Source organism: Halarcobacter ebronensis, assembly GCF_013201825.1.
GTDB lineage: Bacteria > Campylobacterota > Campylobacteria > Campylobacterales > Arcobacteraceae > Halarcobacter > Halarcobacter ebronensis.
The window spans coordinates 2295979-2309698 of the sequence record NZ_CP053836.1 but is presented as its reverse complement, the minus strand read 5'-3'; the positions used below and the strand labels follow the sequence as shown (position 1 = coordinate 2309698).

The following is a 13720-nucleotide window of genomic DNA, read 5'->3' as shown; positions in this document are numbered from 1 at the left end:
TAATGAAACAATTTGAGGGTAAGAGTTTAGAAGAGGTTTATGCACAGGCATCAAACGAGTTTAACTGTTCTATTACAGAACTTGATATTGATATAGTTCAACAACCAAGCAAAGGGTTTTTAGGAATTGGGAAAAAAGGTGCAATTATTATTGCAACTCCCAAAAGAAATAGAAAAAGAGATTTTAATAAATCTAAAGAGCATAATAGATTTAAGAAAAAAGATATCAAGATTGAAGATTTTTCTAAAAGAATTGAAGATTCAAATAGAAAAGATGAAAAAAGAGCTGAAGATAAAAGAAAAAAAGATGACAGATTTAAATCTGTTCCAAAAGTAGAATCAAAAGAGCAAATCTTTGATAACTTCTATAGTGAAGCTGAAGAGAAAAGAACAATTTCCAAAATTATTGTTAAAAAAGATAAAGAGCAGATAGTAAATGAGGTTAATGAAGGTTTAATCTCACTATTTAAAGATACCTGTTATGGTATAGATAATATCAAAGTTGAATTTTTTGATGAAGAGACTCTTTATATAGAGTTTACAGGAGAAGATTCAGCACTTCTAATAGGTAAAGAGGGATATAGATATAAAGCTTTATCTTATATCTTATTTAACTGGATAAATGAAAAATATGGACTTATGTTAAGATTAGAGGTTGCAGAGTTTTTGAAAAACCAAGAGACAGCTATCCATACATATTTAGGACCAGTGATTGAAACAATAAAAGATAAAGGTAGTTTTAAAACAAAACCTTTAGATGGAATTTTAGTTCATATAGCACTTAAAAAATTAAGAGATGAATTCCCTGATAAATATGTTGCAGTTAAAACAAATATCAAGGGAGACAAATATGTACTTGTAAACGAGTACAGAAGTAAAGAGCAATAAAATTGCTAAATGAAGATACAATTGTAGCAATTGCTACAGCAAACGGTATAGGTTCAATATCTATTGTAAGAGTAAGTGGAACTGCTGCTTTAGATATTGCTCTTAAACTCTCAAAAAGACCCCACTTAACTCCAAGATTAGCAACACTTAGCTCTATTTATAACTCTAAAGATGAAATAATAGATGAAGCTCTTTTAATCTATTTTAAAAATCCTTTCTCTTTTACAGGAGAAGATATTGTTGAATTTCAGTGTCATGGGGGTATTGCCATTTCAAATATAATTATGAGTGAAGTGATAAAACTTGGAGCAAGACTAGCTCAACCAGGAGAGTTTTCAAAAAGAGCTTTTTTAAATGGAAAAATAGATTTAAGTAAAGCAGAAGCAATAGCAAAAATAATAGAAGCTAGAAGTGAAGATGCTGTTAAACTATTAGCAAAACAGTTAAAAGGTGAATTAACTGATTTTGTAAATAGTATAAGAGAAGATTTGCTATTTATGCTTGCATATACTGAGGTAAATATTGATTATGCCGAAGAGGATTTGCCAAGTGATATTTTTGAACAAATTACTAATAAGTTAGAAAAAATAAAAATAAAACTAGAAGATACTTTAAGTGCAAGCAGAAGAAGAGAAGGACTTATTGAAGGTTTTAAAGTAGCAATTGTTGGAAAACCAAATGTAGGTAAATCTTCACTATTAAACAGACTTTTAAACTTTGATAGAGCCATTATCTCTGATATTGCAGGTACTACCAGAGATACAATAGAAGAGTCAGTAAAAATAGGAACTCATATTATTAAAATAGTGGATACTGCTGGAATTAGAGATGCACATGATGTAATAGAGAAAATTGGAATTGAGAAATCTATTAAAGCAGTAGAAGAAGCAGATATTGTAATAGCTTTGTTTGATAATAGCAAAGTTTGTGACAGAGAAGATGAAAAAATATTGTCTCTTCTAAAAGAGTATTCAAATAAAGAGATTATAAAAGTTTTAAATAAATCAGATTTAGATAATAATTTTGATAAAAGCAAATTAGAAGAGTTTATTCAATTAAGTACAAAAGAGACTATTAATCCTTTGATTTTTAAATTAGAGACACTTTTAGATTTAAATACTCATAGCGATGATATGACACTGATCTCAACCAGACAAATCGATGCAGTGGAACAAACACTCTCGCATATAGAACAATCAACATCTCCTCTTCAAACTGGAGAGTTGGAATTTTTTGCTTACCATATAAATGAAGCACTTCTAAATATTTCAAATATTACAAGACCATATGAAAATGATGAGATGTTAGATGTTATGTTTGGAGCCTTTTGTTTAGGGAAATAGTCTATATAAATAGACTATTTTCAAACAACTAAATCTACACTTGTAATTAAGCCAGCTTCCCCATTCTCTTTTAAAAATATGCTTGATTCTTTTAGACTTGCAGTTTGATTTCCATAAGATTGTGAATAACTAAATCCACTTGCTATACTTGATAAAAATATTGCGCCAACTCCTGCTTGTCCAAGAGTTATAAGATTATTTTCTCCATTTTCATTTATTTGCCAAATTCTCAAATCTTTAAAAATGGAGTCAGCCTCATCAATCCAATTATTTCCATCTTCATCATACTTAGCTAACTCTTCAAACCCATCACCAGTTTTTGCTCCAAATAGTTCACTTCCATCATCTATCTCATTATTATTGTTTTTATCTAAAGCTAGAAATCCACTCCCTTTTTTTAGAAGAGGGAGATCCTCTTTTTCTTTATTACTATTAATGTCAAACTTAAAAGTCATTTCATTATCAATATTATCAAATCCACTTGCATCATCTGAAAAGTTTATTATTAGTGGGTCTTGTAGATTCACTTCATATAACTCAATTTTTGTTTTGTGTTGTTCATAGAACTCTTGTGTATATGAGAGATTAAGATTTATATTAAAAGAACCATTATTTGTGTTAATAGTTGCTTTTGTTTCAAAATAGACTGAACTTTTTTGATAATATGTCTCTGTTGTTTCAAATGATGCACCATATGAGTTTATATTAGTTCCATTTGAAAAAGAGGGATTAAAAATATAGTTTTTGTTTTTTAATTCATTGCTAAAAGGGTAGATACTCTCTTTAGTTTTTTTGCCTTTGAACTTACCTAAAAGCATCTCAATAAGCGTTTTAATCATTCTATCTTTGATAGACAAATTTTCTTCAGAGTTAAATACCAAAGATTTACTATGATCAACTTGTTGTATATTTGAACTACTTATATCATCTCCACTTTGCCTATCATTAATTTTTTGTGTTATTGAAGTACTGTTTATTGATGATTCATGTTTTTGTACAAAACTACTTGCTGATTGCATTTTTAGATTGTAAGATTCAATTAGCATATTCTATCCTTTTATCTATATTTAAGAATTGTATAGCAATAAGTATAAATTTGTATTTAAGCAATAAAACTAATTATTAAAAGATTTTAGATAATATTCCACATGGAAAAAATTCAATATGATTTAATAGTTATTGGTTCTGGAGCTGCTGGAATGATTGCTTCCATAGTTGCTGCAAGAAGTGGTAAAAGAGTACTTTTATGTGAACAACAAAGTAAGCTTGGACCTAAATTAAAAGCAACTGGTGGAGGGAAATGCAACTTAACTAATACCCTTACAAATGAAGATTTTATGAACTCTTTTGGTAAAAATGGACGTTTTATGCAAGATGCATTAGAAAAGTTTGATTATAAGAGTTTGATAGAATTTTTAAATACTATAGGAGTTGAAACCCATATTCCAGATGGCTTTAGAGTTTTTCCTGTAAGCCACAGTTCTGAAACAATAATAAACGCTTTAGAAAATGAAATATTAAAACAAAATATTGAGGTAAAAAAAGAGACTAAAATAGTTGATATTTTATGTGAAAATGAGAAAATTTTAGGGGTTAAAAGCCAAATAGCTAACTACTATTCAACTTGTGTAATTGTTGCAACAGGAGGACTTGGTTTTTCAAGCTTAGGTGCAAATGGAGATGGTTATAAATTTGCAAAATCTTTAGGACACAAAATTACAGAACTTTACCCTGCAATGTTACCATTAATAACCAAAGAGAGTTGGGTTTCAAATTGTAGAGCAGATACAATTGCAAAAGCTCAAATAAGAGTTGATTTGAAAAAAGCAAAAAAACTAAAAGCTTGTGGAGATTTAATATTTACTTCAAAGGGGTTAAGAGGACCCGTTATATTAGATTTTTCTAGAGAAATTACACCACTACTTGAAAAGTATAAAGAAGTGCCACTTATAATAAATATGATAAAAGGTTTAAATGAAGATGAGCTTTTTTTATATATAAAAGAGTACTCTTTAAAACATAATGATGCCAATATTAAAGAAGTACTTGAACACCTTTTGCCTTTTTCAGTATTAAATGAACTTTGTAAATTGGTTGGCGCTGATTATAATAAACGGTTTAAAGATTTAGAAGGAACAATTAGACAAAATCTTATTAAGATATTAGTTTCAACTCCTTTAACAATTGTAGATCATATAGGTTTTGAAAAAGCGATGATAACAAGAGGTGGAGTAAGTTTAAAAGAGATAAATCCAAAAACAATGCAGAGTAAAATCATTGAAGGACTATATTTTTGTGGTGAAGTGATGGATTTAGACGGCCCTTGTGGAGGTTACAATCTTCAGTGGTCTTTTGCAAGTGGTAACCTTGCTGGTGAGCTTTTGAACTAGAGTTCGTAAAGCTCTACAAACCTTGAATTATTTCTATCTATTTGTGTCCAAGAGTCACAATCAAACTCAATTTTTATTGCTGTTGCCATTTGCAGTTCAGTTTTAAAATTTGTAAAAGTAATCGCTAGTGCTGTTAATGAAGGATTATGTCCTACTATCATAAGAGAGTTAATATTATCATAAGTATAACTAATTGATTCAACTAATTCATTTAGATATGCTTGATAAATTACTTCATTATACATTACCCCTTTGTTGTAATCTATCTCTTTTGCAATTACCTCTGCACTTTGTCTTGCTCTAATAGCTGGGCTTGAAACAATTAAATCAGGTAAAACTTTTTTTCTTTTTAGTAAAGTACCTAAATTTTTTGCAGCTTCAATACCTCTTTTTGTTAATGGAACATCATAATCATATTCGTAATTATCGGTATTTTCTTTTTGAGCATGTCTTATAATATATAGCTCTTTCATTTTGTAATAGCCTTTGGTTATTTATAATTATGATTTTAATCTATTTGAAATAAAATAGAATTGAAAAAATATCAATTTTTTATGGAACTTTTTTTATATTCTTTTTAGGGTAATCAAAGGATATAAATTTTGCATTTTTTCTACATACTTCTCTCCATGAATCACATTTAAATTTTATTTCAAGAATACCACATGTAGGTAGATTTTCATTAAAATCAATAAGATAAAAAGCCAATAGATTTAAACCAGGATTGTGCCCAACTAAAAAAATATCATCATATTGATCATCAATAAAGTTTAGAACATCTAAAATTGTTCTAAGTGAGGGTTCATAAAGGTATTCATTATACATAATTTTTTTACAATAGCCAATCTCTTTTGCAAAACCTTTTGCAGTTTTTCTTGCTCTAAAAGCTGGTGAAGAGATAATAAGATCGGGGCATATCTCTCTTTTGGCAACTCTTTTTGCCATAAAAGGAAGATCTTTTTTACCTCTTTCATTTAGAGGTCTGTCAAAATCATCCAAATCTGGATTTGTCCAATCAGATTTTGCATGTCTAATTATGAAGAGTCTTTTCATATGAGACCTTTTTATATTGTTTTTTATTATATCTATTTTTATTAAAAAGTAATTAATACGAAATTGTATGAAATATTAAGGAACATTATCTATATTTTGTTATAATTAAATATGGATAAAATAAAAATATTAATAGTAGAAGATGAAAGCATTGTTGCTTTAGATATAAATAGATCATTAAAACTTTTAGGTTTTGATATTGTTGCAAATGCAAAAAATTATGAACAGGCTTTAGATTATGTAGCAAACAAACCTATTGATATTATTTTGATGGATATTAATTTAAAAAATAGTCAAGATGGAATTCAAGCGGCAATTGATATTAAAAATAGAAGAGATATTCCTATTATATTTTTAACAGCATATAGTGATGATGCAACTATTGATAGAGCATTGGAGTGTGATCCTATTGGATTTTTAGTTAAACCTTTTAAAAAAGAGGAATTAAACTCTACAATAAAAATTGCAATAAAAAAGATGACAAATACAAAGGTTGAAAAAGTTAACTCAAATATGCAGCATATTTATGATAGGTATTATTATGAAAGTTCTACTAGCATGTTGTATTATGATGACTTACCTATAAAACTTAGTAAAACTGAAAAGAGTTTTTTGACACTTTTAGTCGAGCATAAAGGTAGAATTGTAACTTTTGAATATATAGAAAACTATATTTGGCCAGATAAAGCTGTTTCAAATAGTACAACAAGAAGTTTAATCCATAGATTTAGATGTAAAACTGATCCTAATTTCATACAAACAATTACAGGTTGTGGATGTAGATTAGTCTAAGCTATTTTTTTGCATCTAATCTTTTCTTTATATCTTTTATAGAGTAAATTACATAAAACAGTAAGATATGACCTAATCCAAAAGGTATAAAGATTCTACAAAATCCAAATAACCCTTCCAAAAAATTCCAATTAAATATCTCAATATTTTGATGTAATGCTTCTATAAATATTATAGAGAGTCCTAGCCAAAAAATGACAGGTAGAAATTTATCAACTACTGAAAATACAATATTTTTTTCAAAATCAAAACTTTTGTAATTGTAGTAGTCAACAGAGTTTTCACTATTTGTTAAGCTTTCTGATTCAATCTTTTTCATGATAAACTCCTTAATCTTTAATTCTACTAACATTTTGTTGCAATATTGTTGCAAATTCAAAATATTAAATTTTTGTTAACCATATCATGCTAATATTTTGATAATATTTAATATTAAATTTGAGGGAAGATATGGAACAAATAAAAACAGTTTTTTTGTTAACTCTATTAACAGTGTTATTTGTGTCAATTGGGTTCTATTTTGGTGGTACAAATGGAATGTTGATTGCATTTTTGCTTGCAGCAGGAATGAATTTTTATGCATATTATTATTCTGATAAACAGGTATTAAGCCACTATAATGCAACACCTATTGAAGATACAAGACATCCTGTTTATATTATTACAAAAAGATTAGTACAAAAAGCAAATCTTCCAATGCCAAAGGTCTATTTGATACCTGATCATACGCCAAATGCTTTTGCTACAGGAAGAAACTATGAAAATGCAGCAGTTGCAGTTACAATGGGATTGTATGAGATGTTAAATGAAAAAGAACTTGAAGGGGTTATTGCCCACGAACTTTCACATATAAAACATTATGATATGTTAATAGGAACAATTGCAGCAGTTTTTGCTGGGGCAATTGCAATGATTGCAAATATGATGCAATTTTCAGCCATGTTTGGTGGAAATAATAATAGACAAGGGGGAAACCCAATTGTAATGATTCTTATGGCTATATTGTTGCCGTTAGCAGCTTCTGTTATTCAAATGACTGTTAGTAGAAGTAGAGAGTTTATGGCTGATGAGGGCGCTGCTAAAATGACAGGAAATGTTGAAGGTTTACAAAGTGCTTTAATAAAACTTGAAAATTATGCAAAAAGAGGTAATCCTTTACATAATGCAACAGAACAAACTGCGCATATGTTTATTATAAACCCTTTTTCAGGTATGAAAAGCTCTTTAGGAAATCTGTTTAGAACCCATCCTACTACAGAAGATAGAATTGCAAGACTTGAAGAGTTAAAGTTTGATTTATAATAGAAGCTATTTAAGCTTCTATTGAAAAATACTTACAATATTATCTTTTGTAACTTCTTCTTGTAAAATAGGGTAAATACCTTTTGCAATAAGAGATATTTTTAAATCATAATCAATATCTCCCACAAGAAAATAGTTTACTGTATAATCGTATAAAACATCTGGTAGAATATTACAAGGTGCATCTTCCTCATTATTATATGCAGGATTATTAATACAGTTTACCGATTTTAATTTATAATCTTTTATAAAAAATATCCAGATATACCTAGCTTCTGGATCTGCATATTCTAGTTCAGTATTACTATTTGAGCATACTGCGACATGAAATTCATTTTTTATTTCGTGAACTTTTATATTGCTTCCCGTAATAAGCGCAAGTGAAATCTTTTTTCTAGCACTTTTGATAATTCTTGCAAAAGTAGCTCTTGATACATTCATTCTTTTTGCAGCATCCTCTTGATACATACAAAAAGAGTCCATTAAATGAATTGCTTCAAGTTCTTCATGCAATAAGATTACATCTTGTTTTGCTTCAATATCTTTTGGTCCGAAATATTTTGATACGGGCTTTAACTCTAACTTTCTTTCAAGCTTCTCTCTTGCCATGCAAACGCCTTCTTATATAATGTTAATTTTAGCATAATTTAATTGAATAATACTTGACATATGTTCAAAAAGTTGATACAATTCTGTCATATGTTCATAAAGCAGTATTAGGTTTGACTAATTAATGCATTTGGTGCAATATAAAATTGTGATCTCTCTCATTGGTGACCTTTTTGGTTCCCGTTATTGTACAAATTGTATATAAATATTAGCTTTAACAGAATATATTTTTAAACATCAGTTTAGTTAGGATAACACATAATTGTCTTTTCCCTAGTCATTACTTTTTTTCACTCATCCTAGCGAAAGACTGATGTTTTAAATCCCTTTATTTATTTTTTTAAGGAATTAAATATGACTAAAATCGTATTTCCTACACAAGAGAAATTAAGTTATATTTCCCCTGTTATTAACTCTTTTGAAGAGTCAAAATATCTTACTATAATTAGTTGCAAAGGTCAAAATATTGACTCTGTTGACATGGTTCTTAACCCTTATAATCCATCGCATAAAAAGAATTTTATAAAATATTGTAAAACTAGTCATTTTAATGTACTTGTTACTCCTGATGGTAGTTGTTTACCTGTTAAAAAATTAGAAGATCAACATATCTCTGTTTATAAAACAAAAGAGAATAAAATTATATTGAATATTTTTAGTGATTTTGTACAGGATAAACTAGCAAAAGTAAAATAAATTATAAAGTTTCTAAATATTGACATTTAGAAACTTAATAAATTTAAAAAATTGATTACTACTTTTTTATAGAATAGGTATTTATATTAACTATTTTATCTATCTTTGTTGACATATAGACAGCAAATAAACCAATAAAAGAACAAGTAAGTATTATATTTTCATATCCAAAAATACCTGATAAAGAGACTGACAAAGAACTAAAGATTATTCCTGAAAATGAGAATATACTATGTTGTATGGCAAATTGTGATGCAGGAGATTTTTGTGAAGATTGATTCATCATAAATGTTGACATAATTACCATAGAAGGCGTATATGATGAAAATATGAATCCAATTACTAAAATTGTTGTTAGATTACTGCTATCATGGAATAACACTAATAAAAGTAATGTTCCTAATGTTTGTCCTATTGCAGCGCCAATTAAAATATATTTCTTCCCAAATTTTTTAATAAACCATGAACTGGTAAATGATGCAAGTATTCCTATACTATAACCTACAATATGTACAATAAAACCTATTTTATCTAAACTCCATCCTAAATCAACTAGAATGGGTGTACTCATTCCATAAGCTGCACTAATAGAGGCTGGATATAGAAGTAATAATATTAGCCATTGTAATTTTTTCTTACTTTTCCAAAAATTTATATACTGTTTATAATCAATACTTTTTTGTATATTCTCTTTTTTAGTTTTTGTCTCTTTATAAAATAGCATTTGAATAAGTGCTATAAACATAGTTGTAGCAACAATTATTAGTGTGAACATCCAACCTATATGCGTATAAAGAATTAATCCTACCCCACCACCTAAAACCATTCCTATAAAACCACTTGAGGTTTTAATAGACATTGCAATTGCTCTTTGTTTTTTAAAAACAGATTTATAGACAAAACCATCAAGTGCAATACTTTGAGAAGAAGATAAAAAAGCAAATAGAATACTTAAAATAATAATTGTTTTAAGATCATTAATTACATTAAAAATAGATACAACAAGAAGAATAATAGTCATTAAAAATTGAAATATTATAATCCAACCTTTATAATGACCAATTTTTTTAAATTCTATTTTATCTATAAATGGTGCCCACAAGAATCTAAATACCCAAAATAGTCCAAGCATATAAATAATACCTAAATTTTCTAAGGAAACACCATTTTGTCTAAGTATACCAATTAGAGCTTGCATAAAAAAAGCTAATCCGATATATTGTGAGGTATAGAGGCTAAGTAGTAGTGACAAGTCTTTAATATTAAGTTTTTTTTTCATTTAATTTTTTCCTTTTAATATTACAATCAAATCTATTTTCAAATAGTTCAGTATTTATATATTAAATAATAGATCTTATCAATACTAGAGTATGAATAGAAGGATTTTTTTTTATTCCAAAGGGAAATTAGAATAATAAATTAGCAATAAACTTTACAACGATTCTCTTTTTTTATCTCTAATGGAGTTATTCCAAACTGATTTTTAAATATTCTACTAAAATGACTTGAACATTTATATCCAACTATTAAAGAGGCTTCGTTTATATTTATCTCATTGGATTCAAGAAGCTTTTTAGCCTTATTCAATCTATACTCTTGTAGAAATCCATAAACTGTATTCCCAAAAAGTTGTTTAAACCCTTTTTTTAGTTTAAATTCATTTATTGCTGATTTGTAAGCCAATTCTTTTAAAGATGGAGGATTTGTTATATTTTCAATTAAAATTTTTTTAGCTCTGTTTAAAGATTCTATATCTTGTGAACTTAAGTAGATCTCATTTGTTCTATTTTGATTTTCAACAGAATTTACACTTGCATAAATAAGTTCTAAAAGTTTTGATTCTAAATATAGAGTCTGAAGTTTATCCTCTAATGCAGAGGTAACTAATAAATCATTAAGAAGAGTTTTTTGGTGAGTATTAATATGATTATTAAAATTTACTTCTATTCTTTCACCCTTATATAGAGGTTTTATATTTTTGTAATTTTGATTATTTTGTGTAAAATCTTTAAATAAACTGTTGTCAAAACCAATATAGTGCATCATTACTCGTTGATTTTTTTTGTGTTTAGAAAGGGAAATATGTCCTGAATATTGTTCTCCGTTTAGACAAATGTTGGAATCCCATTGCATCTCGTTTTTGATAAAAGAATCTTTCATATAAATTGTATTTCCAGTATTAAAACTAAGAAAGGATGAGTTATATGAATTACAATTTTCAACAATAGTATCTTCATAGAAATTTGCAATAAAAGAGGAGTAAATAATTCCAAATCCTGTACTAAAATGATTAATATTTATTTCTCCATAATCATCTTTAATGGAAATATTATTTTTCCCTCTATTACTATTTGGATAACATAATTTTTTACAAATGGTATCCCAAAGTTGATTTGATGAAAGATATCTGCTCATTTATTACCTTTAGTCATTAAAATATTCCTTCTATTCATATATAAATATTGATAATTAGTATTAATTAAAATATAATTATGCTTAAAATACCATTAATATAGGAGAATAGATGTATTCAAAAAAAAATTTAATGATTTTTTTACTTGTAATAATTAATTGTCAAACTCTTTTTGCAAACAATTCAATTAATAACTTGGATGAAATCACAGTGACTGCAAATAAAATTGAAGAGAACATTAAAGATGTTCCCCAAAGTATTACTATAATTGATGCTGAAACCATAGAAAACAAGGGAATAAAAACGGTTTCTGATGTAATAGATATAATTCCTAATATGTATATGAATCCAGAAAATCATGGAGGAGCTATAAATTTTAGGGGATTAAATACTTCAATGTTTACCAATTCAAACCCAATTGTAATCTATGTGGATGGGGTTCCCACAAGTAGTAGAAATGCATTTGAAATTTCTATGGAAAATATAGAAAAAATTGAAGTATTAAGAGGCCCTCAAGGAACTTTGTATGGTAAGGATGCTATTGGAGGTGTTATTAATATAATAACAAAAGCCCCAGCAAATGAAACAAATGGGAGTATTGGTTTTGAATATGGAACTAATAACTATAACAGAGAAACTTTTAATATAAATACTCCAATACTTAAAGATAAACTTTTTTTGAATTTGAATAGTGAAATATCTTCTGATGAAGGTTGGATTACAAATAATTACAATGGTAATGATAAAGCTGCAAAGGAGAATAGTTATAAGTTAGGGTCTTCTTTATATTTTAAGGCTACCGATAATTTTTCTACGAAATTGGTAATAAAAAGAGAAAAAAGAAAAAATTATTGGGGAAATTATAGTGTAATGCAAAATGTTGTAAGTTTAGATCAATTTAGTAAAAATTCTGTAAAAAATGCAAATTTTGATATGCCCACAATTGAAAATAATGAGATAGATACTCAAAGTTTGAATTTGAAATATGAAACAGATAACTATCTTATTGAGGCAATTACCTCACATAAAGATACAGATTTTAAAAGTACTTATGATATTGATTTTACAGCTAATACATCTCTTGATGGTTCTTTTATGACTCGAAATACAAATACTGAGACTTATACTAACGAGATAAGAGTATCAAATAAAAGTGAGAATCTTAGATGGATAGGGGGAGTATATTTTGATTCTGAGAAAATCAAAGAGGATCCTTATAGTCAAACACTTTATGTATCAGGAGTAAAAGCTGCGTATGCAAACGCAACTTCAAGTAGTGACAATAGTACAAGTGCAATATTTACTCAGATGATGATACCTTTAAATAGTAGTTTTGATTTAACATTAGGAGCTAGATATCAAAGAGTAAAAAAAGAGATAGATATGACAGTGGATGGTTCTTCAAGCTTTGATTTTAATGCAGATAAGACATGGGATGTGTTTATTCCTAAAGGTGCGCTATCTTATAAAATAAATGATAATTTATCTACTTATTTATCTGTGTCAAAAGGTTATATGGCAGGTGGTTTCAATAGCTTTGCTTCTTCTTCAAATGTTGAGAATAACAGATTTGAACCACAAAAATCTACAAACTATGAGATTGGAATAAAGAGTATTTTTGATAATCTTATCTTAAATGCTTCAATATTTAGAATGAATATAAATGATATTCATATTTATAAACAAGTATTAGGAAATTATTATACTGATAATGCCGATAAAGCACATTCTCAAGGTATAGAGTTTGATTTTACTTATCTACCAACAGATACAATAGAGGTAAATGGAGCATTAGGTTTTATAGATACAAAATATGATTCTTATGATGCAGGGGATTATAATTTTAGTGGAAATAAAATAGAAAATACTCCATCTCATACAGCAAGTTTGAGTATATCATACTACCATCCAAGTGGTTTTTATGCAAGGGGTGATATAAAAAATCAAGGTTCTTTATATTTTTATGATGATAGACAAAAAAAATTCTTAAAAAATAAAGGATATACGACAATTGATGCCAAAGTAGGTTATAAATATTCAAATTTTGATATCTTTGCATATGCTAAGAATTTAACAAATGAAGAGTATATAACATATTATCAATCAAGTTCAATTGTATCCCTTGCTACTTTTGCTGATCAAAGAACCATTGGAATAGGACTTAGATATAGATTTTAGGAAAACTTATAAAGAGATTTTCTCTTTATAAGTTAGATTACACTAACTTTGAAAAGT

At 27.6% G+C, this 13720-nt stretch carries 14 protein-coding genes; 7 read left to right on the top strand and 7 right to left on the bottom strand.

The genetic code is table 11. The features are described 5' to 3' along the window. The first annotated feature begins 2 nt into the window (after positions 1-2). Both AEBR_RS11405 and mnmE read left to right on the top strand, forming a co-directional pair. On the top strand, positions 3-887 hold the full coding sequence (locus tag AEBR_RS11405) for a Jag N-terminal domain-containing protein (protein ID WP_128979009.1): 885 nt from the start codon (positions 3-5) through the stop codon (positions 885-887). A 2-nt stretch (positions 888-889) separates the two neighbouring features. Beyond that, positions 890-2230: a tRNA uridine-5-carboxymethylaminomethyl(34) synthesis GTPase MnmE gene (gene mnmE, locus AEBR_RS11400; RefSeq protein WP_129086677.1), complete on the top strand. Its 1341-nt coding sequence runs from the start codon at positions 890-892 to the stop codon at positions 2228-2230. A gap of 20 nt (positions 2231-2250) precedes the next feature. On the opposite strand, the gene AEBR_RS11395 is transcribed toward mnmE, so the two are convergent. Continuing rightward, entirely contained in the window at positions 2251-3276 is a 1026-nt protein-coding gene (locus AEBR_RS11395; protein ID WP_129086676.1) for a hypothetical protein, read from the bottom strand. 102 nt (positions 3277-3378) lie between these two features. Between AEBR_RS11395 and AEBR_RS11390 the strand changes: the two genes are divergently transcribed. After that, positions 3379-4620, top strand: coding sequence for a BaiN/RdsA family NAD(P)/FAD-dependent oxidoreductase (locus AEBR_RS11390; protein ID WP_129086675.1), 1242 nt, complete (start codon positions 3379-3381; stop codon positions 4618-4620). Here the strand turns inward: AEBR_RS11390 and AEBR_RS11385 are convergent. Beyond that, complete coding sequence (locus AEBR_RS11385; RefSeq protein ID WP_129086674.1) at positions 4617-5093, bottom strand: SixA phosphatase family protein; 477 nt, start codon at positions 5091-5093, stop codon at positions 4617-4619. The two genes, AEBR_RS11390 and AEBR_RS11385, sit on opposite strands and share 4 nt — an antisense overlap. Before the next feature lie 79 nt (positions 5094-5172). Continuing rightward, a complete protein-coding gene (locus AEBR_RS11380; RefSeq protein WP_129086673.1) occupies positions 5173-5673 on the bottom strand; it encodes a SixA phosphatase family protein in 501 nt (166 codons plus the stop codon). 111 nt (positions 5674-5784) lie between these two features. On the opposite strand from AEBR_RS11380, the gene AEBR_RS11375 reads away from it, so the two are divergent. After that, positions 5785-6465 carry a response regulator gene (locus AEBR_RS11375; RefSeq protein ID WP_129086672.1) on the top strand — a complete coding sequence of 227 codons (681 nt, stop codon included), beginning with the start codon at positions 5785-5787 and terminating at the stop codon, positions 6463-6465. A 1-nt stretch (position 6466) separates the two neighbouring features. Here AEBR_RS11375 and AEBR_RS11370 read toward each other — a convergent pair whose 3' ends face one another. Beyond that, a complete protein-coding gene (locus AEBR_RS11370) occupies positions 6467-6784 on the bottom strand; it encodes a hypothetical protein (protein WP_129086671.1) in 318 nt (105 codons plus the stop codon). 131 nt (positions 6785-6915) lie between these two features. Here AEBR_RS11370 and htpX point away from each other — a divergent pair, with 131 nt between their 5' ends. Then, positions 6916-7767 carry a zinc metalloprotease HtpX gene (gene htpX, locus AEBR_RS11365; RefSeq protein WP_129086670.1) on the top strand — a complete coding sequence of 284 codons (852 nt, stop codon included), beginning with the start codon at positions 6916-6918 and terminating at the stop codon, positions 7765-7767. Positions 7768-7785: 18 nt separating this feature from the next. Here the strand turns inward: htpX and AEBR_RS11360 are convergent, their stop codons facing one another. Further along, on the bottom strand, positions 7786-8376 hold the full coding sequence (locus AEBR_RS11360; protein WP_129086669.1) for a DUF134 domain-containing protein: 591 nt from the start codon (positions 8374-8376) through the stop codon (positions 7786-7788). A 354-nt stretch (positions 8377-8730) separates the two neighbouring features. Between AEBR_RS11360 and AEBR_RS11355 the strand changes: the two genes are divergently transcribed. Further along, positions 8731-9072: a hypothetical protein gene (locus tag AEBR_RS11355; protein ID WP_129086668.1), complete on the top strand. Its 342-nt coding sequence runs from the start codon at positions 8731-8733 to the stop codon at positions 9070-9072. Positions 9073-9130: 58 nt separating this feature from the next. Here the strand turns inward: AEBR_RS11355 and AEBR_RS11350 are convergent, their stop codons facing one another. Both AEBR_RS11350 and AEBR_RS11345 read right to left on the bottom strand, forming a co-directional pair. Beyond that, entirely contained in the window at positions 9131-10351 is a 1221-nt protein-coding gene (locus AEBR_RS11350; RefSeq protein ID WP_129086667.1) for an MFS transporter, read from the bottom strand. A 140-nt stretch (positions 10352-10491) separates the two neighbouring features. After that, on the bottom strand, positions 10492-11487 hold the full coding sequence (locus AEBR_RS11345) for an AraC family transcriptional regulator (protein ID WP_129086666.1): 996 nt from the start codon (positions 11485-11487) through the stop codon (positions 10492-10494). A 109-nt stretch (positions 11488-11596) separates the two neighbouring features. Between AEBR_RS11345 and AEBR_RS11340 the strand changes: the two genes are divergently transcribed. Then, complete coding sequence (locus AEBR_RS11340; protein WP_129086665.1) at positions 11597-13663, top strand: TonB-dependent receptor; 2067 nt, start codon at positions 11597-11599, stop codon at positions 13661-13663. Positions 13664-13720 lie beyond the last annotated feature (57 nt).

Coding starts and splice junctions, on each gene's coding strand:
- AEBR_RS11405 (WP_128979009.1), top strand. CDS start 3: ATGAAACAATTTGAGGGTAAGAGTTTAGAAGAGGTTTATGCACAGGCA.
- htpX (WP_129086670.1), top strand. CDS start 6,916: ATGGAACAAATAAAAACAGTTTTTTTGTTAACTCTATTAACAGTGTTA.
- AEBR_RS11355 (WP_129086668.1), top strand. CDS start 8,731: ATGACTAAAATCGTATTTCCTACACAAGAGAAATTAAGTTATATTTCC.
- AEBR_RS11390 (WP_129086675.1), top strand. CDS start 3,379: ATGGAAAAAATTCAATATGATTTAATAGTTATTGGTTCTGGAGCTGCT.
- AEBR_RS11385 (WP_129086674.1), bottom strand. CDS start 5,093: ATGAAAGAGCTATATATTATAAGACATGCTCAAAAAGAAAATACCGAT.
- AEBR_RS11375 (WP_129086672.1), top strand. CDS start 5,785: ATGGATAAAATAAAAATATTAATAGTAGAAGATGAAAGCATTGTTGCT.
- AEBR_RS11370 (WP_129086671.1), bottom strand. CDS start 6,784: ATGAAAAAGATTGAATCAGAAAGCTTAACAAATAGTGAAAACTCTGTT.
- AEBR_RS11380 (WP_129086673.1), bottom strand. CDS start 5,673: ATGAAAAGACTCTTCATAATTAGACATGCAAAATCTGATTGGACAAAT.
- AEBR_RS11395 (WP_129086676.1), bottom strand. CDS start 3,276: ATGCTAATTGAATCTTACAATCTAAAAATGCAATCAGCAAGTAGTTTT.
- AEBR_RS11340 (WP_129086665.1), top strand. CDS start 11,597: ATGTATTCAAAAAAAAATTTAATGATTTTTTTACTTGTAATAATTAAT.
- AEBR_RS11360 (WP_129086669.1), bottom strand. CDS start 8,376: ATGGCAAGAGAGAAGCTTGAAAGAAAGTTAGAGTTAAAGCCCGTATCA.
- AEBR_RS11345 (WP_129086666.1), bottom strand. CDS start 11,487: ATGAGCAGATATCTTTCATCAAATCAACTTTGGGATACCATTTGTAAA.
- AEBR_RS11350 (WP_129086667.1), bottom strand. CDS start 10,351: ATGAAAAAAAAACTTAATATTAAAGACTTGTCACTACTACTTAGCCTC.